Here is a 19,649-nt window from a genome sequence, read left to right as displayed (position 1 = left end):
ACTCGGGGAGGAGGGTCGGGCCGTCAGGCGGCGAACGCCTCCTCGCGGACGAACTTCCCGGCGAGAGCGACGAGAGCGACGCCGAGGACGACGGCGAACGCGAGGACGGCGCCCGACAGCGACCCGACGCCGCCGGCGACCTGTTCGCGGACGAAGTTCGCCGCCAGCGTCCCCGAGACGAGGAGGATGCCGACGCCGGCGACGTTCGCGAGCGTCGAGTTCGGCCGAGACACCGCCTCGGAGTTCAGGAGGTAGAGGACGACGCCGATGGCGAACGGCGTGCCCACCGTCCCGAGGGCGAGGACGAGGACGAGTTGGCCGAGCACCTCGCCGCCGACGAACGCGCCGGGTGCCGACAGGAGAGCGAACGCAGCCAGGAGCGCCCGATAGCGCCCGTCCTCCACCGTCGTCCCCCAGCCGAGTTTGTCGGCGACGACGAACGGCGGGACGACGGTGTTGCCGCCGAGCGTCGACACCGCCGCGCCGCCCAGACCGAGGAGGAACAACCACCGCGCGCTCTCGCCGGCGACGGGGCCGAGCGCCTGCGCCGCGCCGACAGTCGTCAGGCCGGGGTCGGTGAGGACGCTCGCGGCGACGAGGAAGATGGCGACGCTGTAGACGCCGAACGCGACGAGCATCGAGGCGACGACGTCGAAGGTTGCCAGCCCGTAGTCCGACTCCGTCCACCCGCGGGCCTGCATCGTGTACGAGTGCATCGTGACGAGCGTGATGTGGACGGCGCCGCCGAGGATGCCCGCGGCGACGAGAGCGCTCCCGGACGGGAGCGTCGGGACGAGTCCGCCGACGGCCGCCCCGGCGTCGACGCGGACCACGAGCGACGAGGCGACGAACGCGACGACGACGGCGGCGACGAGCAGTTTCGCCGCCCACTCCAGCAACCGGTACCCCCGCCCCGCCAGTCCGACGAGGAGAATCACGGCCCACGCGACGCCCCACATCCGCGCGTCGACGCCCGTCATCGTCGCCGAGACGGTGGCGACGGTCTTCATGATGACCAGTTGCGCGACGCCGGCGGCGACGACGACGTCGGCGACGAGCACCCACGCCCACGACTCGCCGAGGTTCGACTCCACGACGCTCACGATGCCGTCGCCCGAGAGCAAACCCAGGCGCATCGCGAGGTACTGGGCCACCGTCCCTGCGACGGCGGAGAGCACCACCACCCACAGGAGCGAGTAGCCGAACCCCGCGCCGGCGGTTATCAGACTCGCCATCGTCGCCGGCCCGGCGGCGATGGCGCCCGCCACCCACGAAGGCCCCATCTCGTCGACGTACTCTCTGACCGTGCCGCGACTCACGGCGGTGAGGTCGGTCGTTTGTTGGCTCATATATGGGTAATATCACCAACTAATAAAAAAGCCTGTTCCTCAGCTCTCCGCGGTTCCCGGCCGCCCGAGCAGGGCGTACACCTCGTAGACGAAGACGCAGAACACGCCGACGAGGCTCCCCCAGAGGAGCACCCCGAACGCCGTCGGGCCGAGTACGGCCATCAGTCGCGCACCTCCTCGGCGTCGGCCGCCTCCGACTCCCCGCGGCCGTCGCCTACGCGCCCGCTACCGCCGGCACGTCCGCCACCACCGACGCGTCCGCCGTCGGCCACGGGTTCGTCGAGGCGGCGAATCTCCCCGGAGAGTCGGCTCAGGTCGAACTCGTCGCTCGACAGTCGGGCGGCGGTCAGCGCCAGCACCGTCGAGACGAGGAACGCGCCCGCGAACGGGAGCAGGTACGTCGGGTCCGGGGCGGGAAGCGCGCCGCCGAGGAGCGAGTCCGCCGCGCCGTGCAGTCCGAACGGGAAGGGGAAGAACGCGCTTCCCGCCGCGAGTCCGCCGAGACTGCTCGCCAGCGCGCCGCCGCCGGTGAGTCGACCGGTGAACAGGCCGTAGACGAGGGGGAAGCCGACGGCGGCGCCGAGCAAGTCGGCGACGAAGAACAGTCGGAGGACGCTCTGCGCGCGGAGGCTGACGGCGACGGCCCCGACGGCGACGACGACGGTCACCGCCCGCGCGCCGAGGCGGAGCGTCCGGTCGTCCGGGTCGGAGAGGAGTCGCGGCAGGTCCGCGGTGACGAGGCTCGAAAGCGCGTTGAACAGCGTGTCGGCCGTGCTCATCACGAGTGCGACGGCGAGGAGGAGGACGACGAGGACGAGGGGGTCGGCGAACGTCCCGTCCAGCAGGACGAAGAAGGCGATGCCGGCGTTGTAGTCGGCGCTCCCGAGTCGCATCACCACGTCGGCGCCGCCGACGGCGACGATGCCGAGCAGCGTCGCCAACACGAGGACGAGCCCGTTCGCCACCGTCGCGGTGCGGAAGCCGCGTTCGACCACGCCCGAGTCGGTCGCCGCGTAGATGCGCTGCCACCACGTCTGGTTGACCAGTTCCGCGCCGAGGACGGCGAAGACGAGCGCGACTCCGAACCTGAGTCCGGGGACGAACCCGGGGTCCAGGAGCGTCGGGTTCGCCGCGACGACGCCCTCGTGAATCGCGCCGGTGCCGCCGAGCGTCAGCACCACCGCGCCGACGCTGAGGACGAGCAACGGCAGTATCACCACCGTCTGCACGGTGTCGGTGAAGATGCTCGCGCGGAGGCCGCCGTACCCGGTGTAGAGGAGGACGAACCCGCCGACGAGCAGCGCCGTCTGCCACTGCGGCACGCCGGCGACGTAGTTCAGCGCCAGCGAGATACCCGTCAACTCGGCGGCGAGGAAGACGAACATGTAGAGGACGCTGACGACGATGACGAACGCGTACATCGCCCCGCCGTAGCGGGCGTAGGCGTACTCCGTCAGCGAGTGCCCCTCGGGAATCAGCGCTCGAATCCGCGGGCCGAGTCGCGAGTACGCGAGCATCGGAACCGCCTCGCCGACGCCGTAGCCGACGACGGCCGCGATGCCGTACAGCGCGCCGGCCTCGGGTGCCGAGAGGAGTATCCACACGCCCATCACCGAGGCGACGAGCGTCGCGCTCAACTGCCCCTCGCCCGTCTCGTTCCGGGCGGTGATGAGGTCCTCCACGGAGCCGACCTTCCCCCGCGAGAACCAGACGCCCAGACCGGTGAAGACGGCGAGCGTGGCGACGGTGAGCGCGAGTGCGACCCCCGAACTCACCATCGGCGCTCACCCTCCGACGAGTCGTCCGTCTCCCCGGTCGGTCTCGCGTCGCCGGGTTCGTACGCCGCGTCGAAGAACGCGACTTCCAGCGACGCCGTCCGCCGGAACAGGCGGTCGAGACGCCGCCTGCGGCGGGGCGACGCGGCGGCGCCCTCGCGGTCCAGTTCCTCGCGAATCCACCCCACGAACGTCCGGAACTCCTCGACGGCGTGCAGTCGTATCCACTCGTCGAGGTAGAACCGCGACGGCGACGCGTCGGCGACGGCCGTCGCCCACTCCCGATACATCCACTCGGCGGGGACGAGGACGGCCAGCGTCTCGGCGTACCCGCCCTCTCGCGCCGCGCGTTCGAGCAGGTCCTCCATCGCCAGCGTGACGGGCGTCCGCTCGGGGTCCTCGTACGTCTCCGGCGGGACGCCCAAGGCGTCGAACGAGCGCTCGAAGTAGTCGTTCTCCTCGGCCGTCAGCGTCCCGAGGAAGTCGGCGAGTCGCGCCTTCGAGGCCATCGTCGGCGCGTCGCCGACGGAGTGGCCGACGAGTCCGACCAGCGTCTCCAGAAAGGCGTAGTCCTGCACGAGATAGCGCCGGAACGCGTCGTCGTCGAGTTCGTCTCGGCCCAGTTCGCGCGTGAACGGATGCGTCGTCGCCGCCGACCAGTCGGGTTCGGCGCGTTCGCGGAGCCAGTCGGTGAACCGAGGCGCTTCGACCGTCTCGGCGTACGCCTCGAACGTCTCCGGAACCGGGGCGGGGGCGTCGCTCTCGTCGGCCGGGCCGCCGTTCGACGACGGAGCGTCGCCCGACGACGCGCTCTCGTCGCGGGAGGCGTCGTCGCCGGTCATAGCTCCCAGTCCTCCTGCCGCCACGCGGCGTCCCAGAACCTGTACTCGTACCGGGCGGAGGTGTAGAACAGGTCGCGGAAGCGGTCTCTCGCCTCCTCGCCCGCGCCGGCGGCCACCTCGTCCATCAACTCCTTGCACCAGGTCGTCAGTTCGGTGAACTCCTCGCCCGAGTACGTCCGTATCCACTCGGCGTACCGGTCGTCGTCCGGCATCCCGTCCGCGGCCAGTCGCAGACCCGTCTCGTTGAACCCCCACATGCACGGGAGGAGGACGGCCACGAGGTCACCGAACGTCCCCGTCGCGGCGACGCGGACGAGGAAGTCCGTGTAGGCCCGCGTCGTCGGCGACGCCGTCGTCGCCTCCAACTCCGACTCGGTGATGCCGAACTCCGCGGCGTACGCGCGGTGGAGGTCCATCTCGGTGTCGATAGTCGAGTCCAACAGGTCCGCGAACGTCCCCATCGTCTCCAGGTCCGGCGCCGTCGCCGCGCCGTAGGCGAACACCCGAGCGTAGTCCACGAGGTAGACGTAGTCCTGCTTGACCCAGTACTCGAACGGTTCTGTGTCGAGGCTCCCGTCGCCCAACTGCCGGACCATCGGGTGGTCGAGGATGGCGTCCCACACGGGGTCGGCCACGGGCGCGAGTTCGTCGGTGAACGTCATACCGGTCCGTACCGACTCGGAGGTAATATACCTTAGTAATACCACCCGATTGTTGGCGGTTCGCTACGCCCTCTTCGGGTTCCGAGCGGGGCCGTCCGCGGCGTCGCCGCCTCCGCTCGTTCGCGGTTCGGTTCGCCGGTAGAACGTACGTTACTCAGGCTGACAGTACGGAATCCAATTACATCACTATTCGCGTAACGACTCCGAGATGCGGCGCGACGGGAGAAGTGTTCTGCGAGACGCCAGTAAAAGGGACAAAGGGGGCTGAAAAGCGGGAATCCGTCCGAGGCCGAACGCGAGAGATGGGCTCTCCCGGCCGCCTCGTCTATGGAATCTGAAACTACCACAGAACTTATTCGATGCCCGCGAGGGCGGCGGCGGCGCGCTCGGCCACCTCGCTTCGGGCGTCGATTCGGTCACCGTTCGCGAACGCGGTGCGTGCGGTCGCTTCGGCAGTCCACGAGACGCAGTCGAACGCGGACCGAGACGAAGCGTGAAGGTGCTCCGACGCCACGAGAGCGTATGTACGACGGAGACACGTCGGCGCGGACGGGTGGTCGGTAGTGCGGTTCGGGGCGTCGCTCGACCTTCGATTCACCGAGTCGGTCACCGAGTTCGTCGAGTTTCTCGTGGACCTCGGCCTCGACCACGTCGAACTGCGGCAGGGCTACCTCGACGTCGACCCCGAGGCGCCCTCGCCGCGGGAACTCGCGGAACTCGCCGACTCGACGGGCGTCACGTACACGTTCCACGCGCCGTTCCGCGCCGCGAACCTCGGGAACCTCAACGAACCGCTCCGCCGCGCGGCCGCCGAGGGCGTCAGGCGAACCCTCGACGCGGCCGTCGCCGCGGGGGCCGGCGCCGTCGTCGTCCACGGCGGGTCCGTCCCGCGGCGCTACCCGGACCACGTCCGCCGACACTCCCGGCGGCAGGCCGTCCGGTCGCTCCGCGAGTGCGCGCGCCACGCCGACGACGTCGGGATGCCCCTCTGCATCGAGAACCAGCGCCGGAAGGCGGCGCACCTGCGGAACACGGAGACGCCGGCGCGACTGGCGTCCTTCCTCGACGAGATAGACGTCGACTCGGACTACCTGGGCGTGACGCTCGACGTCGGCCATGCGAAGGTGACGGGCGTCGCCGTCGAGGAGTTCGTCGAGGCGTTCGGCGACCGGATTCGCGTCGTCCACCTGCACGACAACGACGGCTCCGGCGACCACCACGACCCCCTCCCCGAGTACGAACGGGTCGCAGAGCGCATCGGCGCCGAGTACAACGTGCTCGAGATGAAGTCGCTCGCCGACGTCGAGCGATGCGTCGCGGGGTGAGACGGCGTGTCGCCGACCGGTAACCCCCCGCGAATCGGCATCACTTGCCCGGACGACCACCCGGTGTTCTCGGTGGTCGGCGAACGCCTGCGGGAGCGGGGACACCGCGTCACCAACTACGACCCGAACGCGTCGATAGCCCCCGACGAACTCGAACGACTCGCGCTGTTCGTCACCAAGCAGACGCGTCCGGCGTCGGTCCGCGCGCTCCTCGCGGCCGAACGACTCGGCGTCCCGACGTGGAACAGCGCCACCGGCGTCGTCGCCTGCGTCTCGCGGTTCTCGCAGCTGTGCCTCCTCTCGGGCGTCGGCTTCGCCGTCCCGACAGCGTCGCGGACGAGGCCCGACGGCGACTACGTCGCCAAGGCGCTCTACCACTGGGACATGTCCCCCGAGGTGAACGGCGAGGGCGACGTGTACGAGGAACTCCTCTCCGCGGACCCGGTCGACTACAAGTACTACGTCGTCCACGACGGGTCGACGTACCGCACGGTGGTGCTGCGCGTCACCTCGAAGCTGTGGGGGCAAAAGCGCGTCCTCGGGGCGGTCGACCCGGTGCCCGACCACGCGGACCGAATCACCTCGCTCATGGACCGACTCGACATGCGCGCCATCGGCGTCGACCTGATTCGGACGGACGACCGCTGGTACGCCGTCGACCTCAACCCGTGCCCGAGTTTCGTCCGGACGGGCCTCGAAGGCGCTCTCGTCGACTCCATCGAGTCCGCCCTCCCCGAGTGACCCCGTCGGGAGGACGGACCGGCAGGCAGAGCGCTCGCTCACTCCCCCGGCGCGAACCCGAACGGCTTCCCACGCGCGTGACTCTCGGCGAGGAGGACGTACATCGCCTGACTCCACTGGAGGTTCGAGTTCCAGCGCACCCTGCCGTCGCCGTCGACGCGTTCGGGGAGCAACCCGGCGGCGGTCCGCCACGCCCGACTGTCGTCGAACACGTAGTCGGCGACGGCGTCCTCGTCCACGCCCGACTGCCAGCGGACCACGTCAGCGTACGCCTCGCAGAGCGGCCACCCGCCGTCCTCGTCCCTCCCCGTCGGCGTGTAGTCGTCGCCGGGGTAGCGTCCGACGCAGGGGTTCCGGCTGGCACGCCACCGTGCGTCGTCCGCGTGCGAGACGGTCGACCGCATCGCCTCGCTGTCGGCGTCGACGACGTTCCACGGCCAGTACGCCATGAACGCCGCCGCGTCGGGGCGTCGGTCGGCGGCCGGGGACTCGGTCGTCTCCGGGTCGTCGGCGGTGACGTAGTGGTCGCCCAGGAGCGCGTCCCGTTTGAAACAGTGCGCCTCGAAGTTCGACGCCCACGCGGACGCTCTGTCGCGACAGCGTGCGGCGTACTCTTCGTCGCCCGCCGCCTCGGCCAACTCGGCCATCGACCGCAGTCCGGCGATGGCCGCCGCGCTCCCCTCCGTGGAGTGGCCCCACACTTCCTCCCACGGGTCCTGGTGCTTGCGGGGGAACTCCTCGCCCCACCCGAGGAGGAAGTCGGCGGCGAGGCGACTCGTCCGATAGTACGCGTCGAGGACGGAGTCGTCGCCCGTCTGCCGCCAGCAGAGCCAGTGCGCGTATATCGGCCCGCCGACCTGGTCGAGTTGCAGTTCGACCCAGTGAGGGTCGAGGTTGCCGTAGTAGTTCTGCCACCACGTCCCCCGGCGCTCGATGCCGCGCCTGTCGGTCACGTCGTCGGTTATCTGCGCGTGCGAGAGCCAATCGAGCGCTTCGAGGGCCTCGACGACGGCCCCGGCCGAGAGGAACGCCTGGATGTCGGCGACGAGGTCGCGCGGCCAGACGAACCGGTAGGCGAACTCCTTCGGCTTGAACGCGCCGGCGATGATGCCGCCGCGCCGGTCCTGCGCGCACTTCATGCTCGTCAGCGACATCTCGTACATCGCCGTCGCGTAGGCGTCGTCGACGGGACTCTGCGCGTTGTTCTCGTGCCAACTCTCCCAGACGGCGGCGAACGTGGACCGTTCCGCGTGGTAGCCGTTCCACATGCTCGTCAACGCGTGCTCGATTGCGCTCTGCTCGCTGTGACCGAACCCGATGGCGGTCACCCAGCGCACGTCCGTGTCGTCGCCGACGGAGAGGCCGAACCCGGCGTCGACCTTTCCCTCCAGTCGGTCGTTCTCCGTTATCCGCCCCTCGTTCTCCTCGTAGATGTCCTGCCACGCGCTCTTGTCGGCCCCCGTGGTCACTCCCTGTCTGCCGACCCGGTGGCCGTCGAACGTGGTCCGACCCGTCGAGGGCCGACGCTGTGCGATGGCAAGGTACCGACCGGAGTCGTGGGCGACGACGAAGTCGTAGCCGTGGTCGTGGACGACGTACGCTTCGTCGACGTCGTCTGACCCCGTCCCGTCGTGAATCCCCAGTCCGAACAGCGTGAATATCGTCCGGTTCGACGGCGCGGAGAACCGCGCGCGGTTCTGGACGAACAGCGCGGCGGTGTCGGGAGTGACGAGAACGTCCTGGTCCAGCGTCGCCGTCGTCCCGTCGTCGAACTCGAAGGCGTTGTAGAGGTGGACTTCGGGGACGCGGCTCGACTCGTAGTCGACACTGCTCTCGACGGCGTCGTTGCGGACGTCCAGCGTCTGCCCGCAGGCCTCGTCCCACAACAGCGTGTGCATGTCGTAGAACTGCTCGATGTCGAGTCTGAACGCCGACGTCTCCTCGACCAGCGCGCCGTTCCACCCTCGGTCGTCTACTTGCGCGTACTGGTTGACCGTCGCGAGCACCTCCATCCCCTCGCCGAGGGGGGCGCTGACGATGGCGTCCTTGTCGCTGGGTTGCCGGACCACGTACTCCTCGTACGACATTCGACACCACGTTGCGCGGGACCGGGGAAAAATTGGTCGCCTCGCCGGGTTGTTCCCCGCTCCGTCGTCTTCTCCGCTTCTGCCTCCGCCCGCCCTACATCGCCGCGTACGACACCGACAGTAACACGACGTTGTAGACGGCGTGCGCGGCGATGGGCACCGCGAGGTTGTCGGTGTACTCGTACAGCGCCCCGAAGACGCCGCCGACGACGGCGATGAGCGCCGCGCCCGCGACGATGGGCGCGAGCGCGCCCGTGTAGTTCGTGAGGTGCATCGACCCGAACAGGAGGCTGGACCCGACCACCGCCGGAACCGGCCCGACACGCTGGCGCAGGCGCCCCTGAATCACGCCCCGGAACAGCCACTCCTCGGCGGGTGCGACGAGCACCACCGAGAGCGCGGCCAATCCGAGCAGGAACGTCGGGTCTTCCATCCCCGCCTCGCCGATGACCGACTCGGGCACCAGTCCGAGAACCGACAGCAGCACCGAGAGGGCGACGGCCAGAACCAGCGCGACGATCGTTCCGACGGCGACGGCGGCCACGTCGCGGACGGACGGCAGTGCGACCGAGACGCGCACGTCCCGAACCCGTGCGTACGCGTAACCGACGGCGAGAAAGCCCGCCTGTCCGACGGCCGTCGCGCCGAGCAGCACCGCGGTGGTTCGGACGTCGTAGCCCAGCGCCACCAGCGGTACGATGAACACCACGCCGGCCACCAGCGCGACGAGAAACGCCACGACGGTGAGTCCGACGACTTCGAGCGCCGGACGGGCCACGCCGCGCGCGCGAACGGACAGTTCCATGTCTCTCTCGTCGCGCGACGGCGAGAAAACCGTTTGGGAGGCGGTGCGTCCTCAGTCGCGGCGGCTCACGAGGAGGGCCGCGGCGAGGAGTGCGACGACGGCGACGGGGATGCCGAAGCCGGGCGTCCCGACGGGTTGCAGCGTCTCCGTCGGTGTGGCCGTCGGCGTGTCAGTCGGGGTGTCGGTCGGCGTGTCCGTCGGGGTGTCGGTCGTCTCCGTGGGCGTCACCGTGTCGGTGGGCGTCTCGGTGTCCGTGGGGGTGTCCGTCGGCGTCGGCGTCTCGCCGTCGTCGACGATGCTCCCGTCCACGGTGAGCGTGCCTGCGGGGCCGCCCTGGACGACCACCTCGAACGTGTCGTTGACCTGCTCTTCGCTGAAGTCGAAGGTGCCGCGGAACGACCCGTTCTCGGAGACGTAGGCGACGCCGGTCTTGATGAACGGCGGCCGCGTGTCGCCGCTGGACCGAATCCGGATGTCGAGGCGCGTCCCGGGGGCGACGGTCGTCTCGCCGCGGACGACCTGCCCGGTAGTCGCGGACACTTCGACGGGTTCCTCCACCTCGTGTTCGGCCTCGACGAGTTCGTACTCGGTCAGGACCGTCTCCTCGTCGTCGCCGGCGAGGTCGGAGTTCTCGGGGACGGTGAAGTTCGCCGTCAGCGAGTCGTCCTCGCCCACGCTTCGCTCCGTCGCCTCGACGTCGTCGGTGTCGACGACGACGTAGTACGTGTCGTTGTCCGCGTCTGCGACGACGTCGGCGCTCCCGTCGTCGAGGACGAACTGGTACGGGTCACGGTTCGGACCGGGGTCGTCCTGTTCGACCGAGAACAGGACCGTGCCGTCGTTCACCATGTCGAAGAACGCGTCCGTCGCGTCGTCGCCCTCGGCGGCGATTGCGCCCTCGATGCCCGACGCCTCGATTCGGTGGACCGCGAGGTCACCGTAGGCGATTTCGTCGTCCCGCGTCAGGTTGTTGTTGGCGAGAGCCTGGTACACTTCCTCGTTCTCGTCCAGACTGGACCGCGACGGCGCGGTCCAACTCTGGACGGACGTGGTGTTGCGCTCTTCGAGGACGAGGGTGCCGACGCCCTCGGTGTCGTCCCGGTCGGACCGCTCGCCGGACTGGACTTCGAGGGGGTACTCGGAGCGTTCGAGGAGGTTGCTGACCGAGTACTCCTCGTCCACGTCGGCGCTGTCGACGTCGTCCGCGTCGTCGGCCGTGTCGAAGACGGCGTCGCGTTGGTCGTTGGAGAGTTCGCCCTCCAGACCGGTGACGGCGAACGTGTTGAACTCGAGGACGACTTCGCCGTCGCCGTCGTCGTCCACGACGGTCACGTTCGACACGAACCCGACGTCCTCGTCGCCGATGGTCAGCGTCGCCGTGTCGGTGTTGCGAATCTCTATCTCTATCTCCGCCACGTCACCGCGATTCTCGGTGAAGATGCCGTTGCCGCCGATGTCGGCGGTGCCTTCGCCCTGTTCTCTGACGACGATGTCGTCGGACTCGGTCTCGACGCCGGACTGTTCGTCGGTCACTCGCACCGTGTATTCGCCCGGTTCGAGGTCGAGGTCCGACGCGTCGAAGCTGAACTCGAACTCGGCCTGTCCGTCGAGGTTTCCGGTGATGGTCCCGTCCTCGACCACCTCGCCGTCGTCGTCGAGGAGTTCGACGGTCACCGGTCGGTTGCCGGCGTTCGCGGTGATGGTCCCCTCGATTTCGTCCTCGTCGGTGACGTTCTCGTCGTCCACGTCGACGTCGAGGCCGAGTTGGCGGAGGACGATTTCGGCGTCGTACTCGCTGCCGCCGCTTCCGACGTCCACGTCGTAGTCGTCGGTCTCGCGGTTCGCCGTCTCGAACACGTAGACGTTGCTGTTCAGCCCTGTCGACCCGGAGCGGAAGAAGTCGCCGTCCGTAATCTCGACGGGCGTCTGGTCGTCGGCGGCGACGATGGCGACGCTCGACCCGACGAACGCCGTCACGTCCCGTCGCGACGAGGAGACGGTCACGGGTGCGGTCGCGACGGTCTTGTTGCCGGTGTTCGACAGTTCGTTGCCGGAGTCGTCGGTGACGTCGTCGGTGAGGCGTATCTGGATGTCCCCGTTGTTCACCTGGTCGCTGTCGACCGTCGCGACGTACCGGCCGTCGTCGTTCGAGATGTCCGAGGCGTACTCCGACAGCGTTCCCTGCGGCGCGTCGTCGATGTAGAGGCGCGCGTCGCCGAGGTTCTGGACCGGTTCGGAGAACGAAATCTCTATCTCGGTCTCGTCGTCGCCCGTGTCCTCGTCGTAGTGGACGCTCTCGAGGTACTCCGGCGCTTCCTCGTCGGGCGCGGCGGCGTCGACGGTCACGTCAACGGTGGCGGTGTTCGACGTGTTGCCGTCGTCGTCGTCGACCTCGTAGGTGAACGAGTCCGTCGTCGAGTCCGTCTCGTCGCCGGTGTGGGTGTACCGGATGCTGCCGTTGTCGTAGACCGTCGTCGTCCCGTCGCTCGGTTGTGAGACGACGGTCACCGTGGAGGCGTTGAGGCTGCCGTCGGCGTCGTCGTCGTTGTCGAGGACGTCTATCACGACGCTCTCGGTGGCGTTTATCGTCACGCTGTCGTCGTTCGCCGTCGGCGCCGTGTTGGCGGCCGTCACGCCGACGGTGTCGGACTGGTACTCGCCCTCGCTATCGTCCCAGTAGGCGGCGGTGATGGTGTCGCCGTCGGTCACCTGCAGGACGTCGTCGCCGGTCGAGGAGGACGAACTGGACGTGCCGATGGTCGCCGTCGTCGACCCGCCGTTGGGGTTGATGCTCTGCGCCTCCGGCGCGAGGGTGTACTCGATTCGGACGTTGTCGGTACCCGCGGGGGGCGCGTTCTCGACGGTCACGTCGCCGGCGACCGGGTCGATTCCGGTCACGTTGTACTTCGCGCCCGTGGAGGCGTTCGAGACGTTGACCTCGTCGGTGAGTAGTCCGTCCAGGTCGTCGTCGACGATGGGGACCGTGCCGACGTTGAACGTCGTGTTCGTCCCGTCACCGTCCCGCGTGACTGTTTGGTTGAACGTGTCGTCTGTGCTGCTGAAGTAGACTATCTCCGTGCTCGTCGTCTGGTCGGAGTCGCTGACAGTGAAGTCCGCGTCGGACCCGATTTCGACGTCCGATGCCGGGCCAGAGACGGTACCGGCGGCCGCGGCGGCCGTCCCCGCGAACGCCGGTACGCCGGCGAACACGGACGTCACCACCATCACTGCCAGGAGTAGCGTGCGTAACTGAGTCGTGGTTGCTGTCATTGTTGTCTGAATATCTGCGGCGACGGGGGGCTGTCTGGAGAGTCGCTCGCGATGTCGTCGCCGCGTGGAGGGAGCATGTAAACCACGTGACGACTGCGTTAAGTAGTTTGTGTACCGGAATGATTGATTAGGAACACGCTCACCGCGTCTGACAGGGCGAGGGCCGTCGTTGCGGTCGCTCGCTCCCCGCCTCGAATCCGACTCCCGCACCCGCGGTCCGCGACTGCCTCGCCAACCGAGTCCCTCGGATCGAAACTGGCCGCCGTCACCCCAGCGCGTCCCGGATTGCCGCCGGCTTCGGACCCTCTCGATGACCTTTCACTCTCGACGCTGCTGACGCACACGGCTCCCCCTTCGTGCGGCCGGCACGGGCCGAACACGGGCGATTAACGGGTTCGTAACCCTCGGAACGAGAAGTTATTACCTCGCTAATCGGTCGCCACGGGGTCGTCGCCGGCGACCCAGCGTTCGTGAGGTGGCGAGTACGCACGGTGAGATGGACGCCCACCGACCGGCCCAAATACTTTACAACGCGTGGTGAGTGGCGTAAATTAACGTCTCGAGACGGTCGCGGCACGGACCCGAACGAGAGACGCTGTGCACGGTCTCCGCCACTGCCCCGGCGAACTCTGGACGCGCCGCTGGCACCGCGCCGCCCGAGCGCGGGCGATTAGCATCCGGCGGTCTCACGCGGCATCCGGGTGCGGGCGGCCGGGGCGGCGTAGCGAGACCCCACGGAGGACACGAAATGAGCACGGACCACACACCGAGTCGAACGACTGGTACCGATACCGAACCGCTTCCGACCGTCCCGAACGTCGCGGACCCGACGCCGAGCAACCGGGTGACGGACGACTTCGAGCCCGGGACGGCGAACGACCCGGACGTGGGGACGCGCGAGGAGGTTCAGATAACCGTCGACGGCGCGTCGGTGTCCGTCCCCGAGGGCGACACCGTCTACGACGCCATCGCGTCCGTCGGCGACGCCGAGGACGTCCCCGCACTCTGCAACTACGAGGCCGACACCGAGGACGCCGAGCGAATCGGCCCGCGCAGCGAGTGCCGGACGTGCGTCGTCGAGACGGACGCGCACGGGATGGTTCCGTCGTGCAGTTTCCCGGCCGAGGAGGGACTGACCGTCCGCACCGACACCGAGGAGGCGACGCGAACGCGCGAGGTCAACCTCGACCTCGTCCTGTCCGACCACAACCTCCGGTGTACGACCTGCGGCCAGAACGGTCGGTGCGAACTGCAGGACGCCTCCATCGAACAGGACGTGGAAGACCCGCGCTACGGCGTCTTCGACGACCGGGAGGAGTACGAACCCATCGACGACTCCTCGCCGTTCATCCAGATCGACCGCAACAAGTGCATCCTCTGTAACCGCTGCGTCGAGGCGTGCAACGACGTGCAGGTGGAGGGCGTCCTCCGCATCGAGGGGAGCGGTCCGGACACGCGCATCGCGTTCCAGAACGGCGCGGAGACGATGATGGACTCGACGTGCGTCTCCTGCGGGCACTGCGCGACGGTGTGTCCGACCGGCGCACTCGTCGAGCAGGGACTGACCGACGTGGCGACGATACCCCTACCGGGGTTCAACCAGAAGAACAGCATCGGCACGGTCGTCGGCGAGGACTACGAGCGTCAGTCCCGCCAGATGACGCCGATGAAGAAGGACGAGCGACCGAACCTTTCGGAGGACGAATGAGCGACCACCAACCGAACCAGACGGAGACGGACCCGAGCGAGAAATCCGGCGTCGCGGGTTTCATGGCCCGCGCCCGCGAGAAAGCGCGGTCGGCACAGCAGCGGAGCGACACGTCGACCAGTCACGGGACCGACGAGGGACACGGCGGGCCGTTCGCACCGCTCGAACACGTCGCCGAGTCCGTCGCGGCGAACTCGATGTCGGAGGGGCGACTGTTCGACGTCGCCGACGCCCTGAGCGACTACCGACTCTCCGAGGTGGACGTGACCGACACCACCTGCGGCTACTGCGCCGTGGGCTGCCGGTTCGACGTGCTCTCGAAGGACGACGAGGTACTCGGCGTCCGGCCGAACCCCGAGAAAGCCCCCATCAACGGCATCTCCACCTGCGTGAAGGGGAAGTTCGGCTACGGCTACGCGAACCACGAGGACAGGCTGACGACGCCGCTCGTGAAAGAGGACGGCGAGTTCCGCGAGGCGTCGTGGGAGGAGGCCTTAGACCGCGTCGCCGACGGACTGCAGGAGACGGCCGACGACCACGGACCCGACGCGCTGGGTCTCGTCTCCTCCTCGAAGACGTCGAACGAGGCGAACTACCTCATGCAGAAGTTCGCCCGGCAGGTCCTCGGGACGAACAACATCGACAACTGCAACCGGCTCTGCCACTCGCCGACCGTCGCGGGTCTCTCCCAGACCGTCGGCTACGGCGCCGGGTCGGTCGGCCCGGAGGCACTCGGCAACGCCGACTGCTATCTCATCACCGGGTCGAACACCACCGAAGCCCACCCGGTGTTGGCGACCGACATCAAGCAGAACCTCAAGGAGACGGACGCCGAGGCGTTCGTTTTCGACCCGCGAAAGGTGCAGATAGCCGAGTACGCCACCCAGTACGCCCGGGTCGAACCCGGCTTCGACACCGTCTGGCTCAACGGGCTGACCCGGCACATCATCGAGGAGGGTCTGCACGCCGAGGAGTTCATCGAACGGCGAACCGTCGGCTTCGACGAGGTGAAGGAGGGCGTCCGGAAGTTCACGCCCGAGTACGTCGAGGAACACACCGGCGTCCCGCCGGAGAAACTGAAGCGCGCCGCCGAGTCCATCGCCGAGGCCGACAGTTGCGTGTTCATCTGGACGCTCGGCCTGACCGAACACAGCCACGGGACGGAGAACATCATCTCGATGGCGAATCTCGCACTCGTGACGGGCCACGTCGGCACGGAACGGTCGGGCCTCGCCCCGTTCCGCGGGCAGAACAACGTGCAGGGCGGCGGCGGCGACATGGGGCCGGTTCCGGGGAACTTCCCGGGCTACCAGAAGGTGACGCACGACGAGGCCCGCGAGAAGTTCGAGGAGGCGTACGGGGTCGATGACCTGCCCGACCAGGCCGGTCTCACCATCACCGAACAGTTCCTCGCCGCCGACAAGGGCAACGTCAAGGCGATGTTCGTCGAGGGGGAGAACCCCGTCTACTCGGAACCCAACGTCGACCACGCGGAGGAGATTCTGGCGGAGGACCTCGACTTCCTCGCCGTGCAGGACATCTTCCTCACGGAGACGGCAGAGCACGCGGACGTCGTCCTCCCGGCCACCTCGTCAGTCGAGACGAACGGGACGTACACGAGTTCGACCCGACACGTCCAACTCGTCAAGCGCGCCGTGGACCCGCCGGGCGAGGCGAAACCCGACTGGGTCATCACGCAGGAACTCGCCGAACGCTTCGGTTACGACTGGGACTACGACTCGCCCAGCGACGTCATGGACGAGGTGAACGACCTCACGCCCATCTACGGCGGCATCACGCACGAACGCCTCGAAGCGGGGGAGGAACTCCAGTGGCCGTGCTGGGACGAGGACCACCCCGGGACGCCGCACCTCTACCTGGACGAGTTCAACACGGCCGACGGGAAGGCCCACATGTTCCCCACCGACATCACCGGTCCCGCCGAGACGGACCTGGATACCGAGGACTACCCCTACTCGCTGACGACCGGCCGCGTGCTCTACCAGTACCACACGGGCACGATGTCCGACCGCGAAGAGGGGATTCACTCCTACACCGGCGAACTGTTCGTCGAGATAAACCCCGAGACGGCCGAATCGCTCGGCGTCGACGACGGCGAGACGGTTCGAATCGCCTCGCGGAAGGGGGAGATAGCGGCGATGGCGCAGGTGACCGACCGCATCGGCCCCGACGACGTGTTCGTCCCGATGCACTACCTCGGCGGCGACGTCGCGAACCAACTCACCGACGAGGAACACCTCGACGAACAGGCCAACGTCCCCGAGTTCAAGGTGACGAGAGTCCGACTCGAACGCGCCGAGGACGCGGAGACGACGACGGACACCGCGGTTTCGTCGAAGTCGCCGTCGGAAGCGGACGACTGACGCTCCCGAAACCGAATCCACACACCATGTCAGACGAATACGACCACCCCGAAGCCGAGGACGCGAAGTCAGACAACCCGACCGCAGAGGACCACGAATGTCAGTTCTGCCACGAGTCGTTCGACACCGAGGCGGCGGTGCGCGACCACGTCGAGGCGGAACACGCCAGCGTCGAGAACCCGTCCGAGGAGGGCTGAGGATGGAGCGAACCCACCGAGCCAAGCGACTCCTCGGCCTCGACGCCGGAGGTCCCGTCGGCGTCCGCAGCGACCGGGAGCACGACGCACACGACTGTACCGTCTGCGACACCCGGTTCGACGCGGACGAGACGACGTGCCCGTCCTGCGGGAGCCGAATCTTCCGAACGAAGACAGTCGTCCCCAACGCGGCGCTGAACCTCCTGTTCGTTCTGGTGCTGTCGGGATTCGGCGTCCTCTACAACCTCCTCACGGGCCAGATTCCGAAGGACGCCCCGAAGAACCGATGAGAGGGAGGGCTGAGAGCCGGACCGCCATCGAACGGACGGTTCGCTCGGCCACAACACTTTAGCCGTACAGCCGTAGCGGTGTAATGGCCGTCGCGGCACCGCGTCGCGCGCTCTCGAACGCGAGGTCGGGTTCGAGTCGCCCCGCGTGGACCCGAATTCGACTCAGCCGTCCGCGTGGTCGCGTTCGACCAGCGTCGCCGTCTTCTCGCCCTCGACGGGCGAGTCGTCAGTCGAGTACGCCAGCGCCAATTCCTTCTCCTCGAACTCATCCCGGAACTCGTCCCACGAGATTCGTTTGAGGTCCTCGTCGTCGTCGCGGAAGCCGACCCGCAGGAGTCCTTCGTCGCCCTGCCCCTCTGACTTCGAGGCGTGCGCCGGGTAGCCACCGCGGTCGTCCACGACGCCCTGGGCCTCCCACGCGTCGGTCGTGTGTTCGGTGGCCGATTCGCCGGTCGCGCCGCTGTCTGCGTCGTCTGCCATCGTCGGCAACGACCCGGGCCGAGCGTATAGAAGCAACGGCAGATTTTCCCGCGTGGCGGCCGGCCGTCGGTTGCGACGCCGGCGGTTCTGCAGCCGTCGATTCCGTCTCTACGCGTCCTCGCCGAACGCCTCGACGAGAGCGTCGCAGAAGGCGTCCAAGTCGTCCGGATTCCGGCTCGTTATCACGCCGTCGTCAACCACGACTTCCTCGTCCACCCACTCGCCGCCGGCGTTCCGAACGTCCGTCCGGAGGCTCGGGTACGAGGTGAGCGTCCGGCCCTCGGCGACGCCCGCTTCGACCAGCAGCCACGGGCCGTGACAGATGACGCCCATCGGCCTGTCGTCGTCGGCCATCGCCCGCACGAACTCGACAGCCTCCTCGTTCGCGCGAAGCGTGTCGGCACCGACCGTCCCGCCCGGGACGACGAGTGCGTCGTAGTCGTCCGCGGTTATCTCGGTGAACGACCGCTCCACCTCGAACGTGTCGCCCGCCTCCAGGTCGTCGTGGACGGCCTGCGCCTCGCCCGTCTCTGTGCCGACGACGTCGACGTTCGCGCCGGCGTTCTCCAGCGTCGCCTTCGGTTCCGTGAACTCTACCTGTTCGGTCCCGCGCGGTGCGAGGACGACGGCGACGTTCGTCTCGTCGAGTCGGTCTGACATCGACTAATTATCTCCTCCCCACGCGCCTAAACGAAGTGGCCGACGTGGTGCGACCGACGCTCTCGCCGGTCCGGCGGAAGCAGTTCCGCGAACTCGTCGTCGACTGCGTCGTTCACGGTCCGAGCGAAGCCTCGCCGTTTCACGGGAGGAGGGAGACTTCGACGTCTGGTTCGACTCACGTGAGGGTGTGACGACGAACCGGATTCAGTCGTCCTCGGCTGGCATCGCTTCACTGAGGTTCTCGGGGTTCACACCGAGTTGTTGCAAGAAGCCGAGGGTATCGGGTTGGATCCACCATTCAGCGACCTTCCCGTCCTCCAGGTGGAGGAAGGCGGTGGTCTGTATCTCGTACTCCTTGCCTGTCGGCTCCATCCCCATGAACTCACCGTCGTGGGTGCCACGCTCCGTCATCCGAATGGCGACGGTGTTCCCTTCGGCGACGAAGTCGTGGATCGTCTCCGTGGAGTCGGAAAACGCCTTGCGGTCACCTTCGTACATCTCTTTGATCGCCTCACGACCGCTGAACTCCCCCATCGGCGTGTGTACCACGACGTCCTCGGCGAATATCTCGTCGACTGCGCCGAGATCTCCCTGCTCCTCGACTTCGTCACGGATTCGGCGGACGATACGCTTGTTATCTTCTGATTTCGTTGACATGACTGCTTCCCCGCCGTAAGATTCGATAACGAGCACCAAAGCTTCATCTCAAATTTTTATCAGATGAGAGGAGTCACAAGGTATATATCAGGGAAACGTCCGACAGTGACGGATACTGGCCAGACGTGCGCCGGTACTCGACACGGCTACTGAAACCTATCACGGCTTGCGGGCTTCGACAAGGTATTGAATACAATTATTTACATTCGAAACCCTCGTTCGGGACGGACTTCGAGTGCGCCGAGTCGGTGCCGCGTTCGGCCGACGCAGTCTCCGATTCTCGCGGTAGAGTGCCCTCTAGTTCGCTCAACGCGACTCCGAAGCGTTACGTCTCTGTCGGTCCGACCGGTCGAGAGTGAGCCTGCCGACCCCCTCCGGACGAGGTGAAAAGAGACGCTTTAGCCGCTTTCGCTCGGC

General features: G+C 67.8%; 17 protein-coding genes. 6 read left to right on the top strand and 11 right to left on the bottom strand.

Features of this window, described 5'->3' with window-relative positions:
- Positions 1 to 23: 23 nt before the first annotated feature.
- Genes BM310_RS15845 through tenA form a run of 5 tightly spaced genes read right to left on the bottom strand, consistent with a single transcriptional unit; the run spans position 24 to position 4,628 of the window.
- The gene (locus BM310_RS15845) at positions 24 to 1,349 is read right to left on the bottom strand and encodes an NRAMP family divalent metal transporter (protein WP_089809532.1); all 1,326 of its coding nucleotides are present in this window, start codon (positions 1,347 to 1,349) and stop codon (positions 24 to 26) included.
- A 39-nt stretch (positions 1,350 to 1,388) separates the two neighbouring features.
- Positions 1,389 to 1,511: a hypothetical protein gene (locus BM310_RS21880; RefSeq protein ID WP_255473503.1), complete on the bottom strand. Its 123-nt coding sequence runs from the start codon at positions 1,509 to 1,511 to the stop codon at positions 1,389 to 1,391.
- The gene (locus tag BM310_RS15840; protein ID WP_089809530.1) at positions 1,511 to 3,127 is read right to left on the bottom strand and encodes a sodium:solute symporter family transporter; all 1,617 of its coding nucleotides are present in this window, start codon (positions 3,125 to 3,127) and stop codon (positions 1,511 to 1,513) included. Before BM310_RS15840 ends, BM310_RS21880 begins: the two co-directional genes overlap by 1 nt.
- A complete protein-coding gene (locus BM310_RS15835; protein WP_089809528.1) occupies positions 3,121 to 3,966 on the bottom strand; it encodes a TenA family protein in 846 nt (281 codons plus the stop codon). Before BM310_RS15835 ends, BM310_RS15840 begins: the two co-directional genes overlap by 7 nt.
- Positions 3,963 to 4,628, bottom strand: coding sequence for a thiaminase II (tenA, locus tag BM310_RS15830; RefSeq protein WP_089809526.1), 666 nt, complete (start codon positions 4,626 to 4,628; stop codon positions 3,963 to 3,965). The genes BM310_RS15835 and tenA overlap by 4 nt, the downstream gene beginning before the upstream one ends.
- A 563-nt stretch (positions 4,629 to 5,191) precedes the next feature.
- On the opposite strand from tenA, the gene BM310_RS15825 reads away from it, so the two are divergent.
- Both BM310_RS15825 and BM310_RS15820 read left to right on the top strand, forming a co-directional pair.
- Complete coding sequence (locus BM310_RS15825; protein WP_089809524.1) at positions 5,192 to 5,953, top strand: sugar phosphate isomerase/epimerase family protein; 762 nt, start codon at positions 5,192 to 5,194, stop codon at positions 5,951 to 5,953.
- Between the two features lie 6 nt (positions 5,954 to 5,959).
- Positions 5,960 to 6,694, top strand: a complete 735-nt coding sequence (locus BM310_RS15820) for an ATP-grasp domain-containing protein (RefSeq protein ID WP_089809522.1) — start codon at positions 5,960 to 5,962, stop codon at positions 6,692 to 6,694.
- A 38-nt stretch (positions 6,695 to 6,732) separates the two neighbouring features.
- Here BM310_RS15820 and BM310_RS15815 read toward each other — a convergent pair whose 3' ends face one another.
- The 3 genes from BM310_RS15815 to BM310_RS15805 form a co-directional block, all read right to left on the bottom strand.
- Complete coding sequence (locus tag BM310_RS15815) at positions 6,733 to 8,781, bottom strand: glycoside hydrolase family 15 protein (protein WP_089809520.1); 2,049 nt, start codon at positions 8,779 to 8,781, stop codon at positions 6,733 to 6,735.
- A gap of 94 nt (positions 8,782 to 8,875) precedes the next feature.
- Complete coding sequence (locus tag BM310_RS15810) at positions 8,876 to 9,586, bottom strand: CPBP family intramembrane glutamic endopeptidase (RefSeq protein ID WP_089809518.1); 711 nt, start codon at positions 9,584 to 9,586, stop codon at positions 8,876 to 8,878.
- A 51-nt stretch (positions 9,587 to 9,637) separates the two neighbouring features.
- The gene (locus BM310_RS15805) at positions 9,638 to 12,811 is read right to left on the bottom strand and encodes a DUF7827 domain-containing protein (protein ID WP_245778519.1); all 3,174 of its coding nucleotides are present in this window, start codon (positions 12,809 to 12,811) and stop codon (positions 9,638 to 9,640) included.
- 793 nt (positions 12,812 to 13,604) lie between these two features.
- Here BM310_RS15805 and BM310_RS15800 point away from each other — a divergent pair.
- From BM310_RS15800 to BM310_RS15790, 4 genes are read left to right on the top strand one after another with little or no spacing between them, the layout of a single operon-like run.
- Positions 13,605 to 14,564: a 2Fe-2S iron-sulfur cluster-binding protein gene (locus BM310_RS15800; RefSeq protein WP_089809514.1), complete on the top strand. Its 960-nt coding sequence runs from the start codon at positions 13,605 to 13,607 to the stop codon at positions 14,562 to 14,564.
- Positions 14,561 to 16,948: a formate dehydrogenase subunit alpha gene (gene fdhF, locus BM310_RS15795; protein ID WP_089809513.1), complete on the top strand. Its 2,388-nt coding sequence runs from the start codon at positions 14,561 to 14,563 to the stop codon at positions 16,946 to 16,948. Before BM310_RS15800 ends, fdhF begins: the two co-directional genes overlap by 4 nt.
- 26 nt (positions 16,949 to 16,974) lie before the next feature.
- Positions 16,975 to 17,145 carry a hypothetical protein gene (locus tag BM310_RS21500; protein WP_177232670.1) on the top strand — a complete coding sequence of 57 codons (171 nt, stop codon included), beginning with the start codon at positions 16,975 to 16,977 and terminating at the stop codon, positions 17,143 to 17,145.
- 2 nt (positions 17,146 to 17,147) lie between these two features.
- Complete coding sequence (locus tag BM310_RS15790) at positions 17,148 to 17,435, top strand: hypothetical protein (RefSeq protein ID WP_089809511.1); 288 nt, start codon at positions 17,148 to 17,150, stop codon at positions 17,433 to 17,435.
- A gap of 162 nt (positions 17,436 to 17,597) precedes the next feature.
- Here BM310_RS15790 and BM310_RS15785 read toward each other — a convergent pair whose 3' ends face one another.
- The 3 genes from BM310_RS15785 to BM310_RS15775 form a co-directional block, all read right to left on the bottom strand.
- A complete protein-coding gene (locus BM310_RS15785) occupies positions 17,598 to 17,915 on the bottom strand; it encodes a hypothetical protein (RefSeq protein ID WP_089809509.1) in 318 nt (105 codons plus the stop codon).
- 108 nt (positions 17,916 to 18,023) lie between these two features.
- Entirely contained in the window at positions 18,024 to 18,575 is a 552-nt protein-coding gene (locus BM310_RS15780; RefSeq protein WP_089809507.1) for a type 1 glutamine amidotransferase domain-containing protein, read from the bottom strand.
- A 204-nt stretch (positions 18,576 to 18,779) separates the two neighbouring features.
- On the bottom strand, positions 18,780 to 19,232 hold the full coding sequence (locus tag BM310_RS15775; RefSeq protein WP_089809506.1) for an ester cyclase: 453 nt from the start codon (positions 19,230 to 19,232) through the stop codon (positions 18,780 to 18,782).
- Positions 19,233 to 19,649: the final 417 nt, after the last annotated feature.

The organism is Halogeometricum rufum (assembly GCF_900112175.1).
Classification (GTDB): domain Archaea; phylum Halobacteriota; class Halobacteria; order Halobacteriales; family Haloferacaceae; genus Halogeometricum; species Halogeometricum rufum.
The sequence above is the reverse complement of the archived record's forward strand: the minus strand, read 5'-3'. Positions and strand labels throughout refer to the sequence as shown.